Raw genomic sequence first — 25,264 nt, 5'->3', positions numbered from 1 at the left:
TCATCACTGGTCCTGGGCCCACTGGCCGGCGAGTTCGCCGCCGCCGAGGCGGGACTGCTCCCGCAGCTGCGCGGAGACGGCCTTGATGGCCGCGCGGCCCGACTCGGCGTTGGTGAGAACCACGAAGCCCGTGCCGTCCGAGATCCGGACGATCAGCATGTTGCGGTAGCCGTGCGGCTCCCCGCCGTGGCCCGCCTCCAGGTCGGGGGCCTCCCCGTCCACCACCGTGCCGAGGCCGTAGAACGTGCCCTCGCCGACGGGAGTGAGCAGCTGCTCGGCCAGCGGCCGGGACAGTACGGCGAATGGCTCGCCCAGGTAGGCCCGGCGCAGTTCCACGGCGACCTTGGCGAGGTCGGCGGCGGTGGACCAGAGGCCCGACGAGGCCAGATGCGGCCCGACGCGCCAGCCGCCCTCCACCGGGCGGCCGACGGGATCGTGGCCCACGGCCACCGGCTTGCCGGAGATCTCCGGGAAGGCCGGCTCGAAGCTGCTGGACGCCATGCGCAGCGGTTCGAAGACCGTGGTCCGCATCAGCTCGGCGAACGGGGTCCCGGTCACGTCCTCCAGCACCTGCTGGATCACCCAGTAGTTGGTGTTGGAGACCAGGAACCTGGTGCCGGGTCCGACCTCGCTGTGCGTCTGCGCGAGCAGGTCCGAGAGCGGCGGCAGTTCGGTGCCGGGTGCGACACCGGCGTACGGCACGGAGACAAGACCCGACCAGTGGGACAGCAACTGCCTGAGGGTGATGGCGACCGGTGTGCCGTCCCGGTCGGCGACCTGCCGACCGCCGGTGAGGTAGGTGTTGACGTTCGTGTCGAGGTCGAGCCGGCCCGCGTCCACCAGGCGCAGCACGCCCAGGGCCGTGATGTGCTTGCTGATGGACCCGGCCGGGAAGAGGGTCGAAGGGCTGACCGGATCGGTGCCACCCGCCTCCAGTACGCCGTAGCCTCGCAGCTCGGAGACCTCGCCGCCGCGGAGCACCGCGAGGCTCACGCCGGGGATGTGGTGCTCCGTCATGGCGGGCAGCCGGTCCGTGGTCGGTTGTTCCGCGGGCCGCGCCCCCGTCCCGGACTGCCGCTCGACCGTGGCGGCCCCCTGGGTACGGGCCACCTCGGCGTCGATCTCCGCGGCGAGTTCGGCCAGGGTCTGCGTCTGGTAGAGCATCTGCAGCGAGACGGGCAGCTTCAGCTTCCTGGCGGCCGCCATCACCTTGATGACCAGCATCGAATGGCCGCCGAGGGTGAAGAAGTTGTCGTTCGCGCCGATCCGGTCGTGCCCGAGCGTCCGCTGCCAGAGACCGGCCAGCGTCTTCTCGGTCTCCGTCGCGGGGGCGGTGTACTCCCGCTCCTCCTCGCCGCCTCGGATGCCGCGGTCGGGGGTGGGGAGGGCGTGGCGGTCGATTTTGCCGTTGGCGTTGAGGGGCATGGCCTCCAGGGCGGTGAAGGTGGCGGGGATCATGTAGTCGGGCAGCCTCAGCGCGCAGTACGCGGCCAGGTCGTGCACGTCCTGCTCGTCCGAGACGTAGTAGGCGGCGAGCTGCTTGTCGCCGCTCCGCGGCTGATGCGCCGTGACGAAGGCCTCGCGTACGGCGGGGTGTTCCGCCAGTACGGCCTGGACCTCGCCCAGCTCGACACGGAAGCCACGGATCTTGACCTGGTCGTCACTGCGGCCAAGGAACTCAACATTCCCGTCCTCGCGCTGCCGCACCAGGTCACCGGTCCGGTAGAAACGCGCACCCGGCTCGCCGGCATACGGGTCCGGCAAGAACCGCTCCGCCGTCAGATCAGGACGGCTCGCATAACCACGCGCCACACCCGTACCACCGACATACAACTCCCCCACGACCCCCACCGGAACCGGCTCCAGCCACCCGTCCAGCACATACATCGTCATATTGGGCAACGGCCTGCCGATCGGAACGACCTCGGACGGCTGCGGTTCCATGACGGCGTAGACGCAGGTCGCGACCGATGCCTCGGTCGGGCCGTACTCGTTGATCAGTCCGCCCGGGCCGAGCAGTTCCAGCCACCGGTTGGCGACCTCACCGGGGAACGCCTCACCGCCGGCCACGACCGTCCCGGTCAGCGCCGCGAGCGCCTCGGCGTCCAGCTGATGGGCCAGTAGCTCCAGGTGGCCGGGTGTCAGCTTGAGGAAGCTGTACGGAGCACCGGCGGCCAAGTGTGCGCCCAGGTCCGCGAGGCTGACGTCCTGGGAGACGGTGTGCACCGACAGGCCCATGATGAGCGGTACCCAGATGTTGGGGACGACCAGGTCGAAGGCGACGGACGAGAACAGCGCCGTGCCGCCGGTGCTCCGTTGGGTGAACTCCCGTGCCGCCTGGGCGACATGGTTGACCAGCCCCCGGTGAGGAACCTCGACACCCTTCGGCATACCGGTCGAACCAGACGTGAAGATCACATACGCCAGCCCGTCCAGATCCCCGACCCGTGACGGCGCCGTAGCGGGGAAACCCTCCACGGACAGGCCGGGCTCATCCAGCAGCACCTTCGCACCAGAGGTCCCGACGATCGCCGCCACCCGCTCAGCCGGATACGACACATCGACCGGCACATACGCCGCCCCCGCCTTCCACACACCAAGCAGCGACGCGATCAGCTCCGGACCACGGTCCAGCCTCACCGCGACCCGAGACTCCGCAACCACCCCCCGCGCCCGAAGACAATGCGCAATCCGATTCGCCCACACGTCCAGCTCGCCGTACGAGACCGTCAGGTCCCCGCTGCGTACCGCCACCGACCCCGGCGTCCGGACCGCCTGCGCCTCGAACAACTCAAGAACACTCGCCGACTCCGCCTCGAACGCCGAGTCGTTCCACTCCACCAACTGACGCCGGCGCTCCTGCTCGGGCAGGTGCGACTCCCGCGCCGACCCCTCCGGATCCGACGCCATCGCCTCAAGCACCGAGCGGAAGAGGCCGGCGATGCGGTGCAGATGGCGCTGGTTCACCGTGTGGTTGTTGGCGTGGAGGTTGATCGAGCCGCCCAGCGCGGAGACCCGCAGCCCGAACTCGAGCGCTCCCTCACCGACCGTGGCCTGCGTGTCGATCAGGTCGTGGTCGATCTGCCGGAAGTCCTGGTAGGTGAACGGGGCTTCGATGAGCCGGTCTCCGCCGGCCAGTTCGTGCTGGATGACGGGCATCGGGTAGGCGCGGTGCGCCCACAGCTCGGTCTCCCGGCCGTAGACCTGCGCGACCAGTTCGCGCCAGGTGCGGGCGGTCCGGTCGTGGGCGAAGGGCAGCGTATTGAGGTGCATGCCATACACACGGTCAGCGCCCAGCACCTCCGGCCTGGCGTTGCACACCAGCCCGGAGAAGAAGGACTGCTGCTCGGTGAGCAGGCTCAGGGTCTTCAGGTGGGCGGCGTGCAGCACGCTCTTGAGCGAGGCGCCCGCCGCACTCGCCAGGGCACGGAGCGGTTCCTCCAGGTCGGCGTACGCGATCCTGCTCCGGCAGGCCACCGGCGGGGTGTCCGCCGGGTCGGCCCAGACCGCCGGCAGGGCGAACCGGTCGTAGCCCTCGACGATTCCCTTCCAGTACGTACGGTCCTCGTCCGAGGCGAGCGAGTTCAGCTCGGCGGCGATGAAGTCCGCGAACCTCACCTCGCCCCCGGCACTCTCGCCCCTCCCGTCCGGCTCCTGACCGCTCCGGGCGCGCCGGTACTCCCCTAGCACCTCCATCAGGAGGTTGCTGTGAGACCAGCCGTCCAGGATGACGTGGCACTGGGTCACCGACAGCCACCAGGCGCTGTCGCTCTCCACATGGGCGCCGATCCGCAGCAGCGGGGCGGCCGCCAGGTCGAAGAGTTCCGCCCGCTCGTCGGCCGTGAACTGCCTCATGGAGTCGGCCAGTTCGCTCTCGCTGAGCCCGCGAAGATCGCGGACCGCGACGGGCAGTCCGGCGTGGGCGTGCACCAGTTGCATCGGTACGGAGTACGAGCTGAGGTCGAGGGAGGTGCGCAGGACCTCGTGCCGCTCGACGATCAGCGCCGCAGCAGTGCGCAGCGCTTCGGCCGAGAACGGCTCCTCGTCACGGATCCGGACGGAGACGACGTTGTGGTACTTGTGCCGGGCATCGCCGCTCTGCATCTCGACGACCATGCCGAGCTGCACCTGCGACAGCGGGTAGGCGTCCGCGAGCCCCTGCGGCAGCTTCGCCCGGTCCTCGTCCGCGACCAGGCCGAACGCGTCGGCCAGGGTGGTCCCGACGGCGGCCGGCGCCGGGCGGCCGGTGGCCAGTTCGGCGAGTGCCGCGACCGTGCGGGCGGCCAGGACGTCGCGTACCGCGAGATCGTGGCCCGCGGCGCGCAGGGCGCCCACCACGACCAGGGCCCGGATGGAGTCGCCGCCGAGGTCGAAGAAGCCGTCCTCGACGCCGACCCGGTCGACGCCCAGCGCCTCCTGCCAGATGGCGGCGATCTGCTGCTCGACGGCGGTGCGCGGGGCGATGTACGCCCGGTCACTGCCGAGCGCACTGCCTTCGGGGGCGGGCAGGGCGCGCTTGTCGAGCTTGCCGTTGGTGGTCAGCGGCAGCGCGTCCAGAGGCACGAACGCGGCCGGGATCATGTACTCGGGCAGCGAGGCTGCCAGATGCGCCCGCAGCTCACCAAGACTCGGTGCGTGACCGGCCGGTACGACGTACGCCACCAGCCGTTCGTCGCGTACGACGACGACCGCGTCCCGCACCGCCGGATGCCCGGCCAGCGCGCTCTCGATCTCGCCGAGCTCGATACGGAAACCGCGGATCTTGACCTGGTCGTCGATCCGGCCGAGGAACTCCAGACTCCCGTCCGGCAGCCGCCGCGCCAGGTCACCGCTCTTGTACAGCCGCGCGCCGGCGGGACCGAAGGGGTCCGGCACGAAACGCCCGGCGGTCAGCTCGGGGCGGTTCAGATAGCCACGGGCCACACCCGGGCCACCGACATGGATCTCCCCCGGTACCCCGATCGGCACCAAGTCCCCGTTGCTGTCGAGCAGATGGACGCTGAGGTCGCTCAGCGGACGGCCGATGGGGTTGCCGGCTCCCGGTTCGAGGTCGCGCCTGGTGAGCCGGTGGTAGGTGGTGTGGACGGTGGTCTCGGTGATGCCGTACATGTTGACGAGGGCCGTCCTGGCCAGGCCGAGCCGGTCGGTCCACGGCTTCAGCTCGGAGACCTCCAGCTTCTCGCCCGCGAACACCACGGCACGTACGAGAAGCTGCTTGACCCGCCGGTCCCCGTCGGCCGCGGCCGCGACCAGGGCGCGGAAGGCGGACGGCGTCTGGCTGAGGACCGTCACCTCCTCCTCCACCAGCAGGTCCAGGAACTCCTCCGGCGAACGGGTGACCGTGAACGGCACCACGACCAGCCGTCCGCCGTGCAGCAGCGCACCCCACATCTCGAAGACCGACACATCGAAGGCATACGAGTGGAACAGCGACCACACATCGGTCTCGTCGAAGGCGTAGTGCTCCTGCGTGGTGCTGAGCAGGCGCACCACATTGGCGTGGGTGAGGGCGACGCCCTTGGGCTTCCCGGTCGAGCCGGAGGTGTAGATCGTGTAGATCAGGTTCTGCGGGCTGCCCTCCACCGCCGGATCGGTGTCCGGCTGAGCGGCGATCAGCTCCGCGTCCCGGTCCAGCAGGACCAGCTCACCCTCGTACCGGCCCTGAAGAACACCGGCCTGCGCCGACGTGGTCAGCACCACCGGAGCCGCGGTGTCGCCCACGATGTACGCCAGGCGGTCCGCCGGATTCGCCGGATCCAGCGGGACATAGGCCGCGCCCGCCTTCAGCACACCAAGCAACGCGGGCAACAGCTCCCCGTCCCGCTCCAGACACAGACCGACCAGGTCCTCCGGACCCACACCCTTGGCACGCAACAGATGGGCAACACGGTTGGCGCGGGCATTCAGCTCGGCGTACGACAGCGTCCGTCCACCGAACGTCACCGCCCCCGCATCCGGCGTACGCCCCACCTGCTCCTCGAACAGCTCATGCACCCGGCGTGTAACCGGTTCCGCGGCGTCGGTGCTCTGCTCGCCGAGGAGGCGTTCACGCTCACCGGCGGGAAGGTACATCGCGCGGGCGTCGCCCCCGGCGTCGGCGGCCATCGACTCCAGGACCGCCCGGTACATCCCGGCGAGCCGTTCGGCGTGGGCCTTGCCGAGCACCTGGGTGGTGGTCGACAGCACGATGTTGTCAGCGGTGGCATGGGCCGAGAGGCCGAACTCGGTGGGTGTCTCGCTGATCCGTACGTCCGAGTCGATCAGCTCGCCGTCCACCTGATGGAAGTCGACGAAGTTGAACAGAACGTCGATGAGCCGGCCCGCACGTGCCTCGCGCTGGATGGCGGGCATCGGGTAGCGCCGGTGGTCCCAGACCTCCAGCTCCCGTTCGAAGACCTGGCGCACCAGCTCGGTCCAGGTGCGTGCGCGGCGGTCGTGGGCGAACGGCAGTGAGTTGAGGTGCATGCCGTAGACCCGCTCGGCACCCGCGACCTCGGGCCTGGCGTGGCACACCAGTCCGGTGAAGAAGGCCGCCTCGCCGGTGAGCTGGCTCAGCACCTTCAGATGGGCGGCGTGCAGCACGCTCTTGAAGGACGTTCCCGTGGCGGTGGCCAGGGCGCGCAGCTCGTCGGCGAGGTCGCCGAAGTCGACCCTGACGCGGTGCGAGCCGGACGGCTTTCCTGCGGACTCGGCCCAGCCCGCCGGGAGTTCGAACTTGGTGTGTTCGGCGACGATGCCGGACCAGTAGGCGCGGTCCTCGTCGGAGGCGAGGGCCGCCAGCTCCCCGGCGATGAAGTCGGCATACCTGACGTCGAGCTGCTCGTGGGCGGGCTGCTCCCCGTCACGGATCGCCCGGTAGGTCTCCAGGATCTCCATGACCAGCGAGGCATGGCTCCAGCCCTCCAGGATCACATGTGACTCGGTGAGGCTGAGCCACCAGGCCGCCGGGCCCTCGATGTGGGCGGCGACGCGCAGCAGCGGCGCGGTGGAGAGGTCGAACAGGTCCTCGCGCTGCCCGGCGACGTAGGTGCGCAGGGCGCTCTCCAGGCCGGACCGGTCGAGGCCGGTCACATCGTGCGTCGGGACGGGGATGTCCACGGCGGTGTGCACGAGCTGCATGGGCACGGAGTAGCCGGTGGCGTGTACGGAGGTGCGCAGCACGTCGTGCCGGGAGACCACCAGACGTACGGCCGCGGCCAGTGCCCCGCCGTCGAAGGGTGCTTCGTCCTTGATGCGGAACGAGGTCACATTGTGGTAGTTGCTGCGGCCACCGTCGTTCAGCAGCTCGACGACCATGCCGGCCTGGATCTGGGAAAGCGGGTAGGCGTCGTCGACGCCCGGGGGCAGCTTTGCCCGGTCCTCCTGCGTGATCAGTGCGAACGGCAGCACCGCCGCCTCCTCCCGGGTCGTGTCCTGCCTGGTGGTGAGCTCGGCCGTGCGCGCGACAGTCCGGTACTCGAAGACCTCCCGTACGCCGATGTCGAATCCGGCGGCGCGCAGTGCGCCGACCAGCGGCACGGCCCGGATCGAGTCGCCGCCGAGGTCGAAGAAGCCGTCGTGGACGCCGATCCGCTCGACGCCGAGGACTTCCTGCCAGATCTCGGCGATCCGCCGTTCGGTTTCGTCGCGCGGGGCGACGTACGTGGCGTCCGAGGCGAGCGCCGCCTCCGCGGGGGCGGGCAGGACCCGGCGGTTGAGCTTGCCGTTGGCGTTCAGCGGGATGCGCTCGATGGGCACATAGGCGGCCGGGACCATGTACGCGGGCAGCGAGGCGGCGAGGTGCTCGCGCAGCTCGCTCAGTGAGGGGGCGGGGCCGCCCGCCGGTACGAAGTAGCCCACGAGCTGCTTCTCGCCGGGGAGGTCCTCGCGGACCACGACCACGGCGTCCCGCACCTGGGGGTGCGAGCCGAGCGCGGCCGAGATCTCGCCCAGTTCGATGCGGAAGCCGCGGATCTTCACCTGGTCGTCGATCCGGCCGAGGAAGTCGAGGCTGCCGTCGGGGAGTCTGCGGGCCAGGTCACCGGCCCGGTACAGCCGCGCGCCGGGCTCGTCGCCGTACGGGTCGGGGACGAACCGCTCGGCAGTCAGCCCGGGACGCCCGAGGTAGCCGCGGGCGACGCCCGGTCCGCCGACGTGGATCTCGCCGGGCACTCCGAGCGGGACCAGCCGGCCGTTGCGGTCGAGCAGAACGGTGCGCAGGTCCCCGAGCGGGCCGCCGACCGGGCTGCGCAGCGGCGCGGCGAGGTCGGCCGCGTCCAGGCGGTGGTGTGTGACATGGACGGTTGTCTCGGTGATGCCGTACATGTTGACCAGCTCAGGGGCGTCGAGGCCCAACCGGTCGGTCCACGGGGCGAGTTCGCCGACCTCCAGTCTCTCGCCGCCGAAGACGACGGTTCGCAGAGCCAGGCTTTCGATGCGCGGGTCGCCGTCGCGGGCCGCGCCGGCCAGTGAGCGGAACGCGGACGGCGTCTGGTTGAGGACGGTGACGCCCTCGTCGGCGAGCAGGCCGATGAAGTCGTCGGGCGAGCGGGTGACGCTCTGCGGGACGACGACCAGTCGGCCGCCGTACAGCAGGGCTCCCCACAGCTCCCAGACCGAGAAGTCGAAGGCGTACGAGTGGAACAGCGTCCACACGTCGGCCGGGCCGAAGTGGAACTGGTCCTCCGTCACGGTGAACAGACGCAGCACGTTGGCGTGGCTGAGGCAGACACCCTTGGGCTTTCCGGTGGAGCCGGAGGTGTGGATGACGTAGATCAGGTCGTCCGCGCTGCCGAGCGGCTCGGGATCCGAGTCCGGCTGCGCGGCCAGCTCCGCGGCGAATCGGGGGTCGTCGAGGACGATCAGCTCGCCCTCGTACCGGCCCTCCAGGACGCCGGACGCCGCGTGTTCGGTGACGACGACGGGTGCGGCGGCGTCCGCCGCGATGTACGCCAGCCGGTCGGCCGGGTAGGACGGGTCGAGCGGGACGTACGCACCGCCGGCCTTCAGTACTCCGAGGAGTGCGGGCACCAGCTCGACGCCGCGTTCCAGGCAGACGCCGACCAGGGTCTGAGGGCCGATGCCCCGGGCGCGCAGCAGATGCGCCACCCGGTTCGCCCGGGCATTCAGTTCGGCGTAGGTCAGGCGGGTGCCCTGGTGGCTGACGGCCACCGCGTCGGGCGTGCGGCGGACCTGCTCCTCGAAGGCCTGGTGGACGGTGCGGGGATCGCCCGTCGTGGGGGCCGTGCCCGCGGCCCAGTCGGCGAGCAGCAGCTCGCGTTCCCCCGCCGGGAGGTACGCGGCCTGCGCGTCGCCGTCGGCGCCGGCGGCCATCGACTCCAGCACGGCCCGGTACATGGCGGCAAGCCGGTCAGCGTTGGCCCGGGAGAGGGTGGCGGTGTTCGTCTTCAGGTTGAGGTGTCCGGCGAGGGTGGTGACCGCGAGACCGAACTCGATGCCGCCGGAGCCGATGCCCGATTCGACGTCCACCAGGTCGGTGTCGACCATCCGGAAGTCCTGGTAGTTGAAGACGACATCGACGAGGCGGCGGCCGCCGGCCTGCCGCTGCATGGCGGGCAGCGGGTACTGGCGGTGCGGCCAGAGCGCGACTTCCTGGGCGAAGACCTGCTGGACCAGCGCGCGCCAGGTGCGGGCCGAGCGGTCGAAGGCGAACGGCACGGTGTTGACGTACATGCCGTAGACGCGGTCGGCGCCCGCCGCCTCCGGCCGGGTGTCGGAGACCAGGCCGGTGAAGAAGGACTCCTCGGCGGTGAGCTGGCTCATCACCTTCAGATGGGCTGCGTGGAGCACCGCCTTGAGGGAGACCTGTGCCGTGGTGGCGAGTGCGCGCAGCCGCGGCTCCAGGTCGGCCAGTGGGACCCTTGTCCGGTAGGGCTCGGGCCGCTCGGCGTTCTCGCCCCAGCCTTCGGGGAGTTCGAACTTCTCGTACTCCCCGGTGACGCGCTGCCAGTAGTCACGGTCTTCCGCGGACTCCAGTGACGTCAGCTCGGCGGCGATGAAGTCGGCGAACCGGACCGGCGGAGCGGCCGGGGTGACGGGTGCGGCCTGCCCGTCCCTGATCTGCTCATAGGTGTGGAGCAGTTCCATCATCAGCGCGTGATAGCTCCAGCCCTCGGTGATGGCGTGGGACTCGGTGAGCGCGAGATGCCACGCCTGGTCGCTCTCGACGAGGGCGGCGACCCGCAGCAGCGGGGCGGTGGCCAGGTCGAAGAGGTCCGCCTTCTCCGCGGCGACGAAGGCCCCCAGCGCCTCGTTCTGCGCGTCGGCGTCCAGACCGCGCAGGTCACGCACGGTGACGGGGGTTTCCGCAGTGGTGTGCACGAGCTGCATCGGCACGGAGAAGCCGGTGAGCCGGAAGGAGGTACGGAGCACATCGTGCCGGTCCGCCACCAGCCGTACCGCCTCGCGCAGCGCTTCGGCGTCGAAGGGCACGCCGTCGCGGATCCGGTTGACGCTGACGTTGTGGTACTTGGCGCCCGTCTCGTCGGCGAGCATCTCGACGGCCATGCCGATCTGCACCTGGGAGAGCGGGTACGCGTCGTCGGTGCCTGCGGGCAGCAGCCCCCGGTCCTCGTCCGTGATCAGCGCGAACGGCGCGACCCCGGGCTGCGGCTCGGCGGGCGCGGGCCGGCCGGTGGCGATTTCGGCGACGGCGGCGACCGTACGGCCTTCGAAGATTTCGCGAACGCCGATGTCGAATCCGGCCTCGCGCAGCGCACCGATCAGCGACACCGCGCGGATCGAGTCACCGCCCAGTTCGAAGAAGCCGTCATGCACCCCGATCCGGTCGACGCCGAGCACGTCCTGCCAGATCTCGGCGATCCGCTCCTCGGCGCGGGTGCGCGGCGCGACATGGGCCGCGGCCGCGGCGAGCGCCGAGCGCTCGGGGGCGGGCAGCGCACGCCGGTCGGCCTTGCCGTTGGCGGTGATCGGAATGCTGTCCAGGACGACGAAGGCGGCCGGGACCATGTAGCCGGGCAGTGCGGCGGAGAGCGCCTCGCGCAGCGCGACGGGTGACGGTTCGTGTCCGTCGGCCGGGGAGACGTACGCGACCAGCTGCTTGTCGCCCGGGCTGTCCTCACGTACGACCGCGACCGCGTCCCGGACCGCGTCGAGGCGCGCCAGCGCGCCTTCGATCTCGCCGAGTTCGATGCGGAAGCCGCGCAGCTTGACCTGGTTGTCGACACGGCCGAGGAAGTCGAGCTGCCCGTCGGGCAGGAGCCGGACCGAGTCGCCGGTCCGGTAGAGGCGGGCGCCGGGCTCGTCGCCGTACGGGTCGGGCAGGAAGCGTTCGGCGGTCAGGTCGGGGCGGCCCCGGTAGCCGCGGGCGAGGCCCACTCCGGCGATGTACAGCTCACCGGGCGCACCGGCGGGCACGGGCCGCAGGTCCGCGTCGAGCACCCGCAGGGCGAAGCCCGGCATGGGCCGGCCGATGGGCGGCCGGGCGGTGTCGGTCAGGGGGTCGCTCATCGAGGCGCAGACCGTCGTCTCGGTCGGCCCGTAGGCGTTGATCATGCGGCGTCCCGGTGACCAGGCGGCCACCAGATCAGGGGTGCATGCCTCGCCTGCGACCACCAGGGTCGCACCGGCCGGCAGTCCGCCGTCCGGCGGCAGCACGGACAGCGCGGTCGGCGGCAGGGTTACGTGGGTGACGCGCTGCTCGAAGGTGAGCCGGGTCAGCTCGGGGCCCGGCAGCAGCCGCTCGGCGGGGGCGAGGACCAGGGTCGCTCCGGAGAGGACCGACTGGGCGAGATCGGCGAAGGCCGCGTCGAAACTGGCCGACGCGAACTGCAGGACGCGGTCGCCCGCCCCGATGCCGAAGGCGCCGGCCTGTGCCGCCGCCAGGTTCCCGGTGCCGCGGTGGGTCACGACGACGCCCTTGGGGCGGCCCGTCGAGCCCGAGGTGTAGATGACGTACGCGGCGTTGTCGGCGGTCAGTCCGGGTGCCGGTGCGGTGGTGGGCCGGGTGGCGAGGATGTCGGCGTCCCGGTCCAGGCAGACGGCGACGGCCCGGTGCGCGGGCAGCCGCTCCAGCAGATGCTCCTCGGTGACGAGCACGGGCACGGCGGAGTCGGCGAGCATGTACGCGAGCCGGTCGGCCGGGTATGACGGGTCCAGCGGGACATACGCGCCCCCGGCCTTCATGATGCCGAGCAGCCCGACGACCAGGCCGGGGCCGCGCTCGGCGCTGATGCCGACCAGGGTCTCCGGGCCGACCCCGAGGCCGGTGAGGTGGTGCGCCAACTGGTTGGCACGGGCGTCCAGTTCGGCGTAGGTGAGGATGGTGTCCTCATACACGACCGCGGCGGCGTGCGGGGTCAGGGCGACGTGCGCGGCGAACCGTCCGGGCACGGTGTCCGGGGCTGCGGGCGTGGGCCCGGCCAGCGGTGCCAGCAGCTCCAGCTCCCCGGCGGGGAGCTGGACGGCGCGGGTGTCGCCGTCGGTGTCGGCGGCCATCGCTTCGAGCACCGCCTGGTAGAGGGCGGCGAGGCGGTCGGCACTGTGCTGACTGAGGGCGTGGGTGTGGGTGCTCAGTCCGAGGTGGCCGCCGAGCACGGAGACGTGCAGTGCGAACTCGGTGGCGGCGTCGTGCACCGCGCCCGCCATGTCCACCCGGTCGGAGTCGACCTGGTGGAAGTCCAGGTAGTTGAAGACCACGTCGATGAGGCGGTTGCCACCGGCGAGACGCTGGATCGCGGGCAGCGGATAGCGGCGGTGCGGCCAGGTCCCGGCCTCGCGGTCGAAGACCCGCTGGGCCAGCTCGCGCCAGGTGCGGGCGGAACGCCGGTCGTACGCGTGCGGCAGCGTGTTGAGGTGCATGCCGTACACCCGCTCGGCCCCCAGCGCCTCGGGGCGGCCGTGCGAGACGATGCCGGTGAAGAACGCCGGCTCGTCCGTCAGCATGCTCATCACCTTCAGGTGCGCGGCATGCAGAACGCTCTTGTACGAGACCCGGGCAGCGGCCGCGAACGCCCGCAGCCCACGTTCGAGCGGGCGCAGATCCACCCGGGCGCGGGAGGGCCGGCGAGGGGTGCCGGGGCCGTCCGCCCAGGAGGCGGGCAGAGTGAACGGAACGTGGCTGTCGAGGGTCTGCTGCCAGTAGGCGCGGTCCTCCGCCGAGTCCAGGGACTCCAGCTCCCCGGCGATGAAGTCGGCGTACCGGACGGCGACCGGCTCGGGCTCGGCCGCCGTGCCGGTGTCGCGCAGCTGCCGGTAGCAGTCGAGGATTTCCATGAGGAGGGAGTGGTGGCTCCAGCCCTCGGTGACGAGGTGCGGCTGGGTCAGGCCCAGGTACCAGGAGTCGTCGCCGTCGATCAGCGCGGCAATGCGCAGCAGCGGGGCCTCGGTCAGCTCGAAGAGGCGGGAGCCTTCGTCGTTACGGAACTCGCTCAGTGACCGGGCCTGTTCGTCCTTGGTCATGGTGCGCAGATCGTGGACCGCGACCGGAACGTCGGCGGTGGTGTGCACGAGCTGCATGGGCACGGAGTACGAGGCCAGGTCCACCGAGGTGCGCAGGATGTCGTGGCGGACGGTAACCGTACGGGCGGCGGCACGCAGCGCCGCCGCGTCGAACGGGGCGCCGTCCGGATCCTGGATCCGGAAGAGGCTGACGTTGTGGTACTTGTTGCCGCCTTCCTCGGCGAGCATCTCGACGACCATGCCGGTCTGCACCAGGGACAGCGGATACGCGTCCTGGACGTCGGCGGGCAGGGCCACCGCGTCCTCCCCGGAGATGAGCGCGAACGGCTCGACGCCGGTGAAAGCGGTGCTGTCGGGGGCGGGACGGCCGGTCAGCAGCTCGCAGAGACGGGCGACGGTGCGGTACTCGAAGACGTCGCGGACGCCGATGTCGAAACCGGCCGCGCGCAGTCCGCCGACAAGGGCGACGGCACGGATGGAGTGGCCGCCGATGTCGAAGAAGTCGTCGTGGACACTGACGCGTTCGCGCTCGAGTACCTTGCGCCAGACTGCGGCGATCTGCTCCTCGGTGTCGGTACGGGGTGCGATGCAGGTGTCCTGGGCGCCTTGGGTGTCGTGGTCGGGGGTGGGCAGGGCGTGGCGGTCGACTTTGCCGTTGGCGGTCAGGGGCATGGCCTCCAGGGCGGTGAAGGTGGCGGGGATCATGTAGTCGGGCAGCCTCAGCGCGCAGTACGCGGCCAGGTCGTGCACGTCCCGCTCGTCGGAGACGTGGTAGGCGGCGAGTTGCTTGTCGCCGCTCGTCGGCTGATGCGCCGTGACGAAGGCCTCGCGTACGGCGGGGTGTTCCGCCAGTACGGCCTGGACCTCCCCCAGCTCGACACGGAAACCACGGATCTTGACCTGGTCGTCACTGCGGCCAAGGAACTCAACATTCCCGTCCTCGCGCTGCCGCACCAGGTCACCGGTCCGGTAGAAACGCGCACCCGGCTCGCCGGCATACGGGTCCGGCAAGAACCGCTCCGCCGTCAGATCAGGACGGCTCGCATAACCACGCGCCACACCCGTACCACCGACATACAACTCACCCACGCCCCCCACCGGAACCGGCTCCAGCCACCCGTCCAGCACATACATCGTCATATTGGGCAACGGCCTGCCGATCGGAACGACCTCGGACGGCTGTCCCTCTGTCACGGGGAAGGTGCAACTGCCGACGGACGCCTCGGTCGGGCCGTACTCGTTGATCAGTGCGCCCGGACCGAGCAGTTCCAGCCACCGGTTGGCGACCTCACCGGGCAGCGCCTCACCGGCGACCACGACGACCTCGGCGAGCGAGGCCACAGCGGTGGCGTCCAGCTGGTGGCCCAGGATCTCCAGGTGGCCGGGGGTGAGCTTGATGAAGCTGTACGGGGCCTCGGCGGCCAGATGCCGGCCCAGGTCGGCCATGTCGACACTCTGCGGGACAGTGTGCACCGACTGCCCCGTGACCAGCGGTGCCCACAGATTCGGCACCACCAGATCGAAGGCGACGGACGAGAACAACGGCGCACCACCAGTCCCCCGCGACGCCAGCTCCCGTGCGGCCCAAGCGACATGGTTGACCAGCCCCCGGTGAGGAACCTCGACACCCTTCGGCGTGCCGGTCGAACCGGACGTGAAGATCACATACGCCAGCCCGTCCAGATCCCCGACCCGTGACGGCGCCGTAGCGGGGAAACCCTCCACGGGCAGGCCGGGCTCATCCAGCAGCACCTTCGCACCAGAGGTCCCGACGATCGCCGCCACCCGCTCAGCCGGATACGACACATCGACCGGCACATACGCCGCCCCCGCCTTCCACACACCAAGCAGCGACGCGATCAGCTCCGGACCACGGTCCAGCCTCACCGCGACCCGAGACTCCGCAACCACCCCCCGCGCCCGAAGACAATGCGCAATCCGATTCGCCCACACGTCCAGCTCGCCGTACGTCAGGCTCACATCCGAGCCACGAACCGCCACCGACCCCGGCGTCCGGACCGCCTGCGCCTCGAACAACTCAAGAACACTCGCCGACTCCGCCTCGTACGACGAGTCGTTCCACTCCACCAACTGACGCCGGCGCTCCTGCTCGGGCAGGTGCGACTCCCGCGCCGACCCGTCCGGATCCGACGCCATCGCCTCAAGGACGTCGCGCAGCATCGCGGCCAGTCGGTCCGTACCTGCCCGGCTCAGCGCGCGTGGACTCGCCGTCAGCACCAAGTGCCCGATCCGGGCCGAGACGCCCAGCGGGAACTCGGTCGGGCTGTCGTCGATACTGGCCAGGTAGTCCACGCGGTCGCGGTCCACCTGGTCGAAGTCGTGGTAGCTGAACCGCATGTCGATCAGCCGCTCACCGTCGCTCAGTTCGCGCTGGATGACCGGCATCGGGTAAGCACGGTGCGTCCACAGTTCGATCTCGCGGGCGAAGACCTGCGCGACCAGTTCGCGCCACGTGCGGGCGGTCCGGTCGTGGGCGAAGGGCAGCGTGTTGAGGTGCATGCCGTACACACGGTCAGCGCCCAGCACCTCCGGCCTGGCGTTGCACACCAGCCCGGAGAAGAAGCGGTCCTCCTCCGTGATCAGGCTGAGCGTCTTGAGGTGGGCCGCGTGCAGCACGCTCTTGAGCGAGGCACCGGCCTTCGTGGCCAGGGCGCGCAGCCGGTCCTCCAGGTCGTGGAAGGGCACGGGCACGCGGTAGGGCTGACCGTCGTCCTGCGGATCGCCGGCCCAGGCCGTCGGCACGACCAGGCGGGCGTGGCTGTCGACGATGTTCCGCCAGTACTCGCGGGACTCGTCCGAGGCGAGCGTGTCCAGCTCGGCGGCGACGAAGTCCGCGAACCGGGCGGCAGCGGTGCCCGTCCCGTCGACCGGCTCGGCGACCGGCTCGCCGTCACGGATGCGCCGGTACTCCTCCAGTACCTCCATCAGGAAGGAGTGGTGGCTCCAGCCGTCCAGGATGGCGTGGCACTCGGTGTTGGTCAGCCACCAGCTGCCGTCGCCCGCGATGTGCGCGTGCAGTCGCAGCAGCGGTGCCTTCGTCAGGTCGAAGATGTCGGCCCGTTCGGTGGCCGTGAACTCACGCAGGGACGCGAGGAGTTCTTCCTCGCCCAGGTCCGTCAGGTCACGCACCCCGACCGGCAGCTCCGCCGTCGCGTGCACCAGCTGCATGGGTACGGAGTACGCGGCCAGGTCCACCGAGGTACGCAGTACGTCGTGCCGCGCGGCGACCAGCGCCGCGGCTGCCCGCAGCGCCGGCGCGGAGAATGCCTGTTCGTCGCGGATACGGAACGAGGTCACGTTGTGGTACGGGTGCCGTCCGTCGTCCGTCAGCATCTCGACGACCATGCCGAGCTGCACCTGCGACAGCGGGTAGGCGTCCGCGAGCCCCTCCGGCAGCTTGGCCCGGTCCTCGTCCGCGACCAGCTCGAACGGCTCCACGGCGCTGTGCACGGCGGCCGGCGCCGGGCGCCCCGTGACGAGTTCGGCGAGGCGGGCGACTGTCCGGTACTCGAAAACGTCCCGTACGGCCAGGTCGTATCCGGCGGCACGCAGCCGCCCGACCAGGGTGACCGCGCGGATGGAGTGCCCACCGACATCGAAGAAGCCGTCCTCGACGCTCACCCGGTCCAGGCCGAGCACCTCCTGCCAGACCTCGGCGATGCGCTCCTCGACGACAGTGCGCGGGGCGACGTACGCCCGGCCGCTGCCCAGAGCATCCTCACCAGGGGCGGGCAGGGCACGCTTGTCGAGCTTGCCGTTGGTGGTCAGCGGGAGCCGGTCGAGCACGACGAAGGCCGAGGGGACCATGTACTCGGGCAGCGACGCGGCCAGATGCGCCCGCAGCTCACCCGGCCCCGGAGCGTGATCCACCGGTACGACGTACGCGACCAGGCGTACGTCACCGGGCTCGTCCTCGCGTACGACGACGACGGCGTCCCGCAGGGCGGGATGCCCGGCGAGGACGTTCTCGATCTCGCCGAGCTCGATGCGGAAACCGCGGATCTTGACCTGGTCGTCGATCCGGCCCAGGAACTCCAGCTGCCCGTCCGGGAGCCGGCGGGCCAGGTCGCCACTCTTGTACAGGCGCGCGCCCGCAGGGCCGAAGGGGTCCGGCACGAAGCGCTCGGCGGTCAGCTCGGGGCGGTTCAGATAGCCACGCGCCACACCCGGCCCGCCGACATGGATCTCCCCCGCCACCCCGATCGGCACCAGCTCACCATGACCGTCCAGCAGACGCACGGTCAGGTCGCCCAGTGGGCGGCCGACCGGGTTACCCGCCTGCGGGTCGAGGTCCGCACCGGCCAGGCGCCGGTAGGTGGTGTGGACGGTGGTCTCGGTGATGCCGTACATGTTCACCAGTGCGATCCGGTCCAGGCCGAGCCGGTCGGTCCACGGCTTCAGCTCCGGGACCTCCAGCTTCTCGCCCGCGAACACCACGGCACGCAGAGCGAGCCGGTCCACTCGGGGATCACCCTCGCGCGCCGCGCCGACCAGCGAACGGAACGCGGACGGCGTCTGGTTGAGGACGGTGACGCCCTGCTCGACGAGCAGGTCCAGGAATTCGTCCGGCGAGCGGGTGACCGTGAACGGCACCACGACCAGCCGTCCGCCGTGCAGCAGCGCACCCCACATCTCCCAGACAGAGACGTCGAAGGCGTACGAGTGGAACAGCGGCCAGACGTCGCTCTCGCCGAAGGCGTAGTGTTCCCGCCCGCGTTCCATCAGCCGCGCGACGTTCTCGTGGGTCAGGGCGACGCCCTTGGGCTTCCCCGTCGAACCGGAGGTGTAGATCGTGTAGATCAGGTTCTGCGGACTGCCCCCCACCGCCGGATCATTGTCCGGCTGAGCGGCGATCAGCCCCGCGTCCCGGTCCAGAAGAACCAGCTCACCCTCGTACCGGCCCTCAAGAACACCGGCCACCGCCGACGTGGACAGCACCACCCGAGCCCCGGCATCCCGCACGATGTACGCCAGACGGTCCGCCGGATTCGCCGGATCCAACGGCAAATAGGCCGCACCCGCCTTCAGCACACCAAGCAACGCGGGCAACAACTCCCCATCCCGCTCCAGACACAGACCAACCAAATCCTCCGGACCCACACCCTTGGCACGCAACAGATGGGCGACACGGTTGGCGCGGGCATTCAACTCGGCGTACGACAGCGTCCGTCCACCGAACGTCACCGCCCCCGCATCCGGCGTACGCCCCACCTGCTCCTCGAACAACTCATGCACCCGCCGCGTCACCGGCCACCCGATCTCCGGACCACCCACCAGCAGCGCCCGCTCATCCGGCCCAAGGATCTCCACACGCGACAACCGGACGGCCGGGGCCGCGGTGACGGCGTCGAGCAGCCGCAGCAGATGCCCGGCCATGCGCTCAGCCGTCGAGTGGTCGAACAGGACGGTGGCGTAGTCCAGTTGGCCACCGAGTGAGCCGTCGGCCGCCTCGTGCAGCTGCAGGTCGAGGTCGAACTTGGCGCTGCGGTTGGTGCCGAGGTACGGCTCCGCGCGCACGCCGGCCAGTTCGAAGGCGGTCGTGCGGTCGCCGTGCATGGTGAACGCCACCTGGAACAGCGGCGTCCGGGACAGGTCGCGGTCCGGCTGCAGCTCGTCCACGAGCTGCGCGAACGGCACGGCCTGGTGGTCGAAGGCGTCGAGCACGGTGGCGCGGGTGGCGGAAAGCAGCTCGTCGAAGGCGGGGTCGCCGTCGAGGCTGCCGCGCAGGACGAGGCTGTTGATGCCGTAGCCGATAAGCCCTTGGAGGTCGGGGTGGCTGCGGCCGGAACCGACGGTGCCGACCGGGATGTCCGTGCGACCGCTGTATCGGGCGAGCAGGCTCTGGAACGCGGCGAGCACCACCATGAACGGGGTGGCGTCATGGCGTGCGGCCAGCTCGCGTATTCGCCCGGCCAGTGGGGCCGGCAGGGCGAAGGCCACCGAGCCGCCGGACGCGTCGCGCACGACCGGGCGCGGCCGGTCGGTCGGCAGCTCCAGCGCCTCCAGCCCCGCCAGCCGGTCCTTCCAGTAGCCGAGCTGGCGCTTGAGGGCGCCGGCGTTCAGCTCGGCGCGCTGCCAGGCCGCGTAGTCGGCGTACTGCACGGGTAGCGGGGCGAGCGGCTGATCTTCGGCGCCGCTGGTGAACACCCGGTACAGGGTGGACAGTTCCTGCCCGAAGACGCCGGTGGACCAGGCGTCGCAGGCGATGTGGTGGAAGACGACGGCGAGCACGTGGTCGTCGTCCGCGTGGCGGAGCAGCCTGGCCCGTACCGGCCAGTCGGCCGCCAGGTCGAAGGGGCGGGCCATGTCGCTCTCGACGGCTTCCCGGATGCTCCGTTCGTCCGCCACCTCGGTGACCGGCAGCGGCACGGGGCGCGGGGCGTCGATGACCTGGACCGGCTCCTCGCCGTCCAGGGCGTAGCGGGTGCGGAGGATCTCATGGCGGTCCAGCAGTGCCTGCCAGGCCCGGCCGAGCGCGTCGGCGTCCAGCGGGCCACGCAGCCTGAGGACCAGCGGCACAAGGTATTCGATGCTGTCGGGCTCCAGCCGGTTGAGGAACCACATCTGCTGCTGCCCGTACGACAGCGGCAGCGGGGCGCCGCGGTCGGCGCGCGGAATGGCGGCACGGCGGCCGGCTCCGCGGCGCCCGGCCAGGCGGCGGCGCAGCAGCTCCTGTCGGAGGCTCCCGGCGTCGCTCGTGCCGGCGTTCGCGCCCGTGCCGTCGCCCGGGACCGTCTGGTCTGTCTCACCGGTGGTCATGCTTCGTGCTCCTTCACCAGCAGTTGGTCATTCACAAGCTCCGAGTCGGAGAGCGCGGCGATTTCCGCCCTGATGCGCTCCTCGACGGTGGCCGCCAGCCGGGCGACCGTGGGTCCCTCGAATACCGTCCGCACCGCGAAATCGATCTCGAACTCCTCCTGGATGCGGGAGATGAGCCTGATCGCGAGGATCGAATTGCCGCCGATGTGGAAGAAGTTGTCGTGCGCGCCGACCTGGGCGCCCAGCAGCTCGGTCCAGATCTCGCAGATGCGCTCCTCGACGGGGCCGCTCGGCGGGACGTGACCTTCGGTGTCCTGCTCGCCGCCGGGGGCGGGCAGCGCCCGCCGGTCGACCTTGCCGTTGGCGTTCAGCGGCATCGTCTCGAGTGCGAAGTACGCGGCGGGGAGCATGTAGTCGGGCAGCCGGCGGCCGCAGTGCTCGGCCAGGTCGTCCGCGGGCCCGTCGGGCACGTAGTAGGCGAGGAGTTGCTTCTCGCCATTGGCGGTTTCGTGGGCGGTGACGAAGACCTCGCGTACGGCGGGGTGTTCGGCCAGTACGGCCTGGATCTCGCCCAGTTCGATACGGAAGCCGCGGATCTTGACCTGGTCGTCGATCCGGCCAAGGAACTCGACATTGCCGTCGGGCAGCCGGCGCACCAGGTCACCGGTGCGGTAGAAACGGGCACCGGGCTCGGCGGCGTACGGGTCGGGCAGAAACCGCTCGGCCGTCAGGTCGGGGCGGTTCGCATAACCGCGCGCCACACCCGTGCCGCCGACATACAGCTCACCCGCCACGCCCACCGGAACGGGCCGCAGCAGTGCGTCCAGGACGTACATCGTCATATTGGGCAGCGGCCTGCCGATCGGCAGCACCTCCCCAGCGGTATCGGCCGGCACCTCGAAGACGCAGGTGCCGACGGACGCCTCGGTCGGACCGTACTCATTGACCAGCCGCGTCTCCGGAGCAAGAGCACGCCACCGCTCCAGCGTCGCCCGCGAGAACGCCTCGCCCGCCACCACCAGGACCGGGGCCAGGGCCCCCGCCTCGGCCGGTGTCAGCTGGAGCGACAGCACGTCCAGGTGGCCCGGCGTCAGCTTGACGAAGCTGAACGGCTCGGCGTCCGCGAGGTGCTTGCCGAGCTCCGCGAGGTCCGTGTCCTGAGGGAGCAGGAACAGGCGCTGGCCGGTGACGAGCGGCACCCAGAGGTTCGGGACGACGAGGTCGAAGGCGACCGACGAGAAGAGCGGTGCGCCGCCGTGGTCCTGCGGCGCCAGCTCCCGCGCCGCCCAGGCCACATGGTTGACCAGGCCCCGGTGGGTGACCTCGACGCCCTTGGGCGTTCCGGTCGAGCCCGAGGTGAAGATGACGTACGCCAGCCGGTCGAGGTCGTCGGTGCGCTCGGGCGGGGTCGCGGGCCGGGCGGCGATCCGGGCCGCGTCCGTGTCCACCAGGACCGCGCCGTCTCCGGCGCGCCCGGCATGGCCGGCGCTGGTCACCACGGTCCGCGCGCCCGCGCTCTGGCGCATCGCCGCGATCCGGCCGGGCGGGGAGGTCGGGTCGACCGGCACATACGCGCCGCCCGCCTTCCATACCGCGAGCAGTGCGACAACGAGATCGGGTCCCCGGTCGAGAAGTACCGCGACCCGGGACTCCGCCCCGACGCCCTGTGCCCGCAGCTCGTGCGCGAGCCGGTTGGCACGGGCGTCCAGTTCGGCGTACGGGACGGTCAGGGAGCCGTACGCGAGGGCCGTGACGTCGGGGTCGGCGGCGGACCACGCCTCGATGAGCGCCGGGACGGTCTCCGTCTCCAGGGGGACGTCGGTGTCGTTCCACCCTGCGAGCAGCTGCCGCCGCTCGTCGGCGGTGAGCAACTCGACTTCTCCCAGGGCCAGTTCGGGCCGGGTGGTGATCTCGTGCAGCAGGGCGAGGAAGTGCCCGGCCATCCGCTGAACGGTGGCGTGGTCGAAGAGGGAGGTCGCGTACTCCAGGACGCCGTCGAATGCCCCGTTGTCCGTACGGCGCATGAAGAGGGACAGATCGGTCTTGGCGACCTGCCAGGCCGCGGTGAAGGCCGCCATGTCCGTTTCCTCGGTGGCGACGCTGGTCACTCCTTCGCTGTGCAGGTCGAAGGCGACCTGGTAGAGCGGGGTGCGGGAGAGGTCGCGCTCGGGCTGGAGCTCGTCGACGAGCCTCTCGAAGGGGAGTTCCTGGTGGGCGAAAGCGGCCCGCGCGGTGTCGCGTACCCGGTCGAGGGCGTCGGCGAAGGTCAGGCCGGCACCGAGGCCGCACCGCACCACGAGGGAGTTGAGGAAGAAGCCGACGGTCCCCTCGGTCTCGGGCCGGCCCCGGCCCGCGACGGGGGTGCCCACCGGAACGTCCCACTGGCCGCTGTAGCGGGCGACCAGCGTGGCGTAGGCCGTGAGGAGGGTCATGAAGGGCGTCGCGCCGTGCGCCCGGCCGAGCTCGGTGAGGCGCGCGGCCAGCTCAGGTGCGACCTGGAAGGGGACGACGGCGCCGCGCGGATCGCGCTCCGCGGGTCGCGGCCGGTCGGTGGGCAGGTCGAGGGGCTCGATGCCGGCCAGCGCCGTACGCCAGTGGCCGAGTTCGCGTGCGATGAACTCATCGGTGTGGCGGGCGTGCTGCCATGCTCCGTAGTCGGCGTACTGCACGACGGGGGCGGCCAGCCGGGGCTCCCGCTCCGCGTCGTACGCGGCGCACAGTTCGCGCAGTTCGCGCTCCAGGATCACTGTGGACCAGCCGTCCACAGTGATGTGATGCAGCGTCAGCAGCAGGACGTGGTCCTCGCCGTCGGTCCGCGCGAGCAGGCCCCGCCACAGCGGCCCGCGGGCGAGGTCGAAGCCGCGCTCGAACTGCTCGCGGAAGAGGCTGTCGAGCCGGTCGCGGGCCGTGTCCACGACCCGCAGCTCGATGCTGTCCGCCCCGGCCTCCCCGATCACCTGGTACGGCTCGCCGCCCCGGTCCGGGTAGCGGGTACGCAGCGACTCGTGGCGGGCGGCGAGGGTGTCCAGGGCACGCCGGACGGTATTCGCGCCGGTCGTGGCGGGGAGCCGCAGGAACAACGGTGCGACCCACTCGGGGCTGCCGGGGTGCATCCGGTCCAGGAACCAGAGCCGGCGCTGCCCGGAGGAAAGCGGCAGTTCGCCGTCGCGCGGCACGGGGCGGATCGGCGGCTCGTCCGCGCCGGGTGCGCCGATCAGCGCGGCCTGTGCCTCGACGGTCGTCGCCACGAGCAGTCCGCGCAGCGAGATCTGCTCGCCGGAGGCGTCGCGCAGCCGGGCGGCGAGGCGGGTCAGCTGCAGCGAGGTGCCGCCGAGTGCGAAGAAGTCGTCGTGGGCGCCGGCCCGGTCCACGTCGAGGAGGCCGGCCCAGACGTCCGCGACGAGTTGTTCCGCGGGGGTGCGCGGGGCGACGAAGGCCGGCTGGTCGGCGGCGGCGATCTCACCGGGCGTGGGCAGCATGGCCCGGTTGACCTTGCCGTTCGGGGTGAGCGGGAAGGCATCGACGGTGTGGAAGAACGACGGAATGTGGCTCTCCGGGAGCGTTTCACGCAGGAAGCCGCGCAGCTCGTCGGCGGTGAGGTCGGCCGTGGTCGCAAGATGGGCGGCGAGCCGCTTCCTGCCACCGTCGGCCTCGTAGGGCAGTACGACGGCACCGGTGACCGAGGGGTGGGCGGCGAGCGCGGTCTCGATCTCGCCGGGCTCGATCCGCACACCGTTCACCTTGACCTGGTGGTCGATGCGGCCGATGTAGTCGAGGGTGCGGTCGGCCCGCCAGCGGACCAGGTCACCGGTGCGGTAGAGGCGCGCGCCCGGCTCGGTGGCGTACGGGTCGGGGACGAACCGTTCGGCGGTCAGGTCGGGGCGGCCCAGATAGCCGCGGGCCACGCCGACGCCGCCCGCATACAGCTCACCGGTCGTGCCGATCGGCACGGGGTCGCCGTTCGGGTCGAGCACCAGGACCCGCAGGCCCGGGATGGGGCGGCCGATCGGTATCGGCCCGCTGTTCAGGGCCGGGTCCACGCGCTGGGCGGTGATGTCGATGGAGCACTCGGTCGGACCGTAGGTGTTCCAGACCTCGAGGCTGCCCCCCGCACGCTCGCGCAGCCGGGCGACGAGTTCGCCGTGCAGCGCCTCGCCCGCCGAGAAGAGCAGCCGCAGCGACGCACAGCCGCTCCAGTCGCCCTCCTCCACGAGGATCCGCAGTACCGAGGGCACGACCTGCAGCACCGTGCTGCGGGTGTCGGCGACAGAACGCAGCAGCGACGCGGGGTCGCGTTCGGCGCCGGGCGGGGCGAGCACCACGCTGCCGCCGCTGACCAGGGCGGCGAAGACCTCCCAGCCGGCCGCGTCGAAGCCGATGGAGGTCTTCTGCAGGATCCGGTCGGCGGGGCCGAGGCCGTGCTTGCGTACGGTCCACAGGACCCGGTTGGCGATGCCGGCGTGGGTGATGACGACGGCCTTGGGCGTGCCGGTCGAGCCCGAGGTGAACACGGTGTACGCCGTGTTGTCCGGGCCGGTCCCGTGCTGGGGCGCGGTCGCCGGCAGACCGGCGGGCACCTCATCGGGACCGACCCGGCGTGCTCCGGCGTCCCGTACGGCCCCTTCGAGGGCCGGGCCCGCGAGAACCGTCCGGGCCCCCGACTCGCGGACCAGACCGGTCAGCCGCGCGGGCGGCTGACCGGGGTCCAGGGGCAGATAGCCCGCCCCGGCCTTCCATACCCCGAGCAGCGCCACGACCAGGTCGCCGCCGCGTTCGAGGCTGACCCCGACCACCGATTCCGGACCGGCGCCCAGGCCCCGGAGGTAGTGCCCCATGCGGTTGGCCGCCCGGTCCAGCTCTTCGTACGTCATGGTGCGTCCGCCGTCGACGACGGCGACGGCACGCGGGGTACGAAGGGCCTGCTCAGCAAAGCTTTCGTGCAGAAGCGGGGTGCCTCCGGCCGCCGACGGCCGGGGACGGATGTCGGGGACGTCACCCGACCGCTGTTCGGCGTTCACGAGGTCTCCTGTTCCGGTCAAGAAAGAAATGCGCGGAGAAAGGGCGG

Annotated in this window: 2 protein-coding genes; both read right to left on the bottom strand. The window is 71.2% G+C overall.

Going from position 1 to position 25,264, the window contains the following annotated elements; genetic code table 11:
* Positions 1-3 precede the first annotated feature (3 nt).
* Entirely contained in the window at positions 4-20,199 is a 20,196-nt protein-coding gene (locus tag J7E96_RS25975) for a non-ribosomal peptide synthetase (protein ID WP_215134391.1), read from the bottom strand.
* The gene (locus J7E96_RS25970; protein ID WP_308296142.1) at positions 20,196-25,217 is read right to left on the bottom strand and encodes a non-ribosomal peptide synthetase; all 5,022 of its coding nucleotides are present in this window, start codon (positions 25,215-25,217) and stop codon (positions 20,196-20,198) included. The genes J7E96_RS25975 and J7E96_RS25970 overlap by 4 nt, the downstream gene beginning before the upstream one ends.
* Positions 25,218-25,264: the final 47 nt, after the last annotated feature.

Origin of the sequence: Streptomyces sp. ISL-96, assembly GCF_018614035.1 — a bacterium.
Taxonomy (GTDB): Bacteria; Actinomycetota; Actinomycetes; order Streptomycetales; family Streptomycetaceae; genus Streptomyces.
The sequence above is the reverse complement of the archived record's forward strand: the minus strand, read 5'-3'. Positions and strand labels throughout refer to the sequence as shown.

Coding starts and splice junctions, on each gene's coding strand:
- J7E96_RS25975 (WP_215134391.1), bottom strand. CDS start 20,199: ATGACCACCGGTGAGACAGACCAGACGGTCCCGGGCGACGGCACGGGC.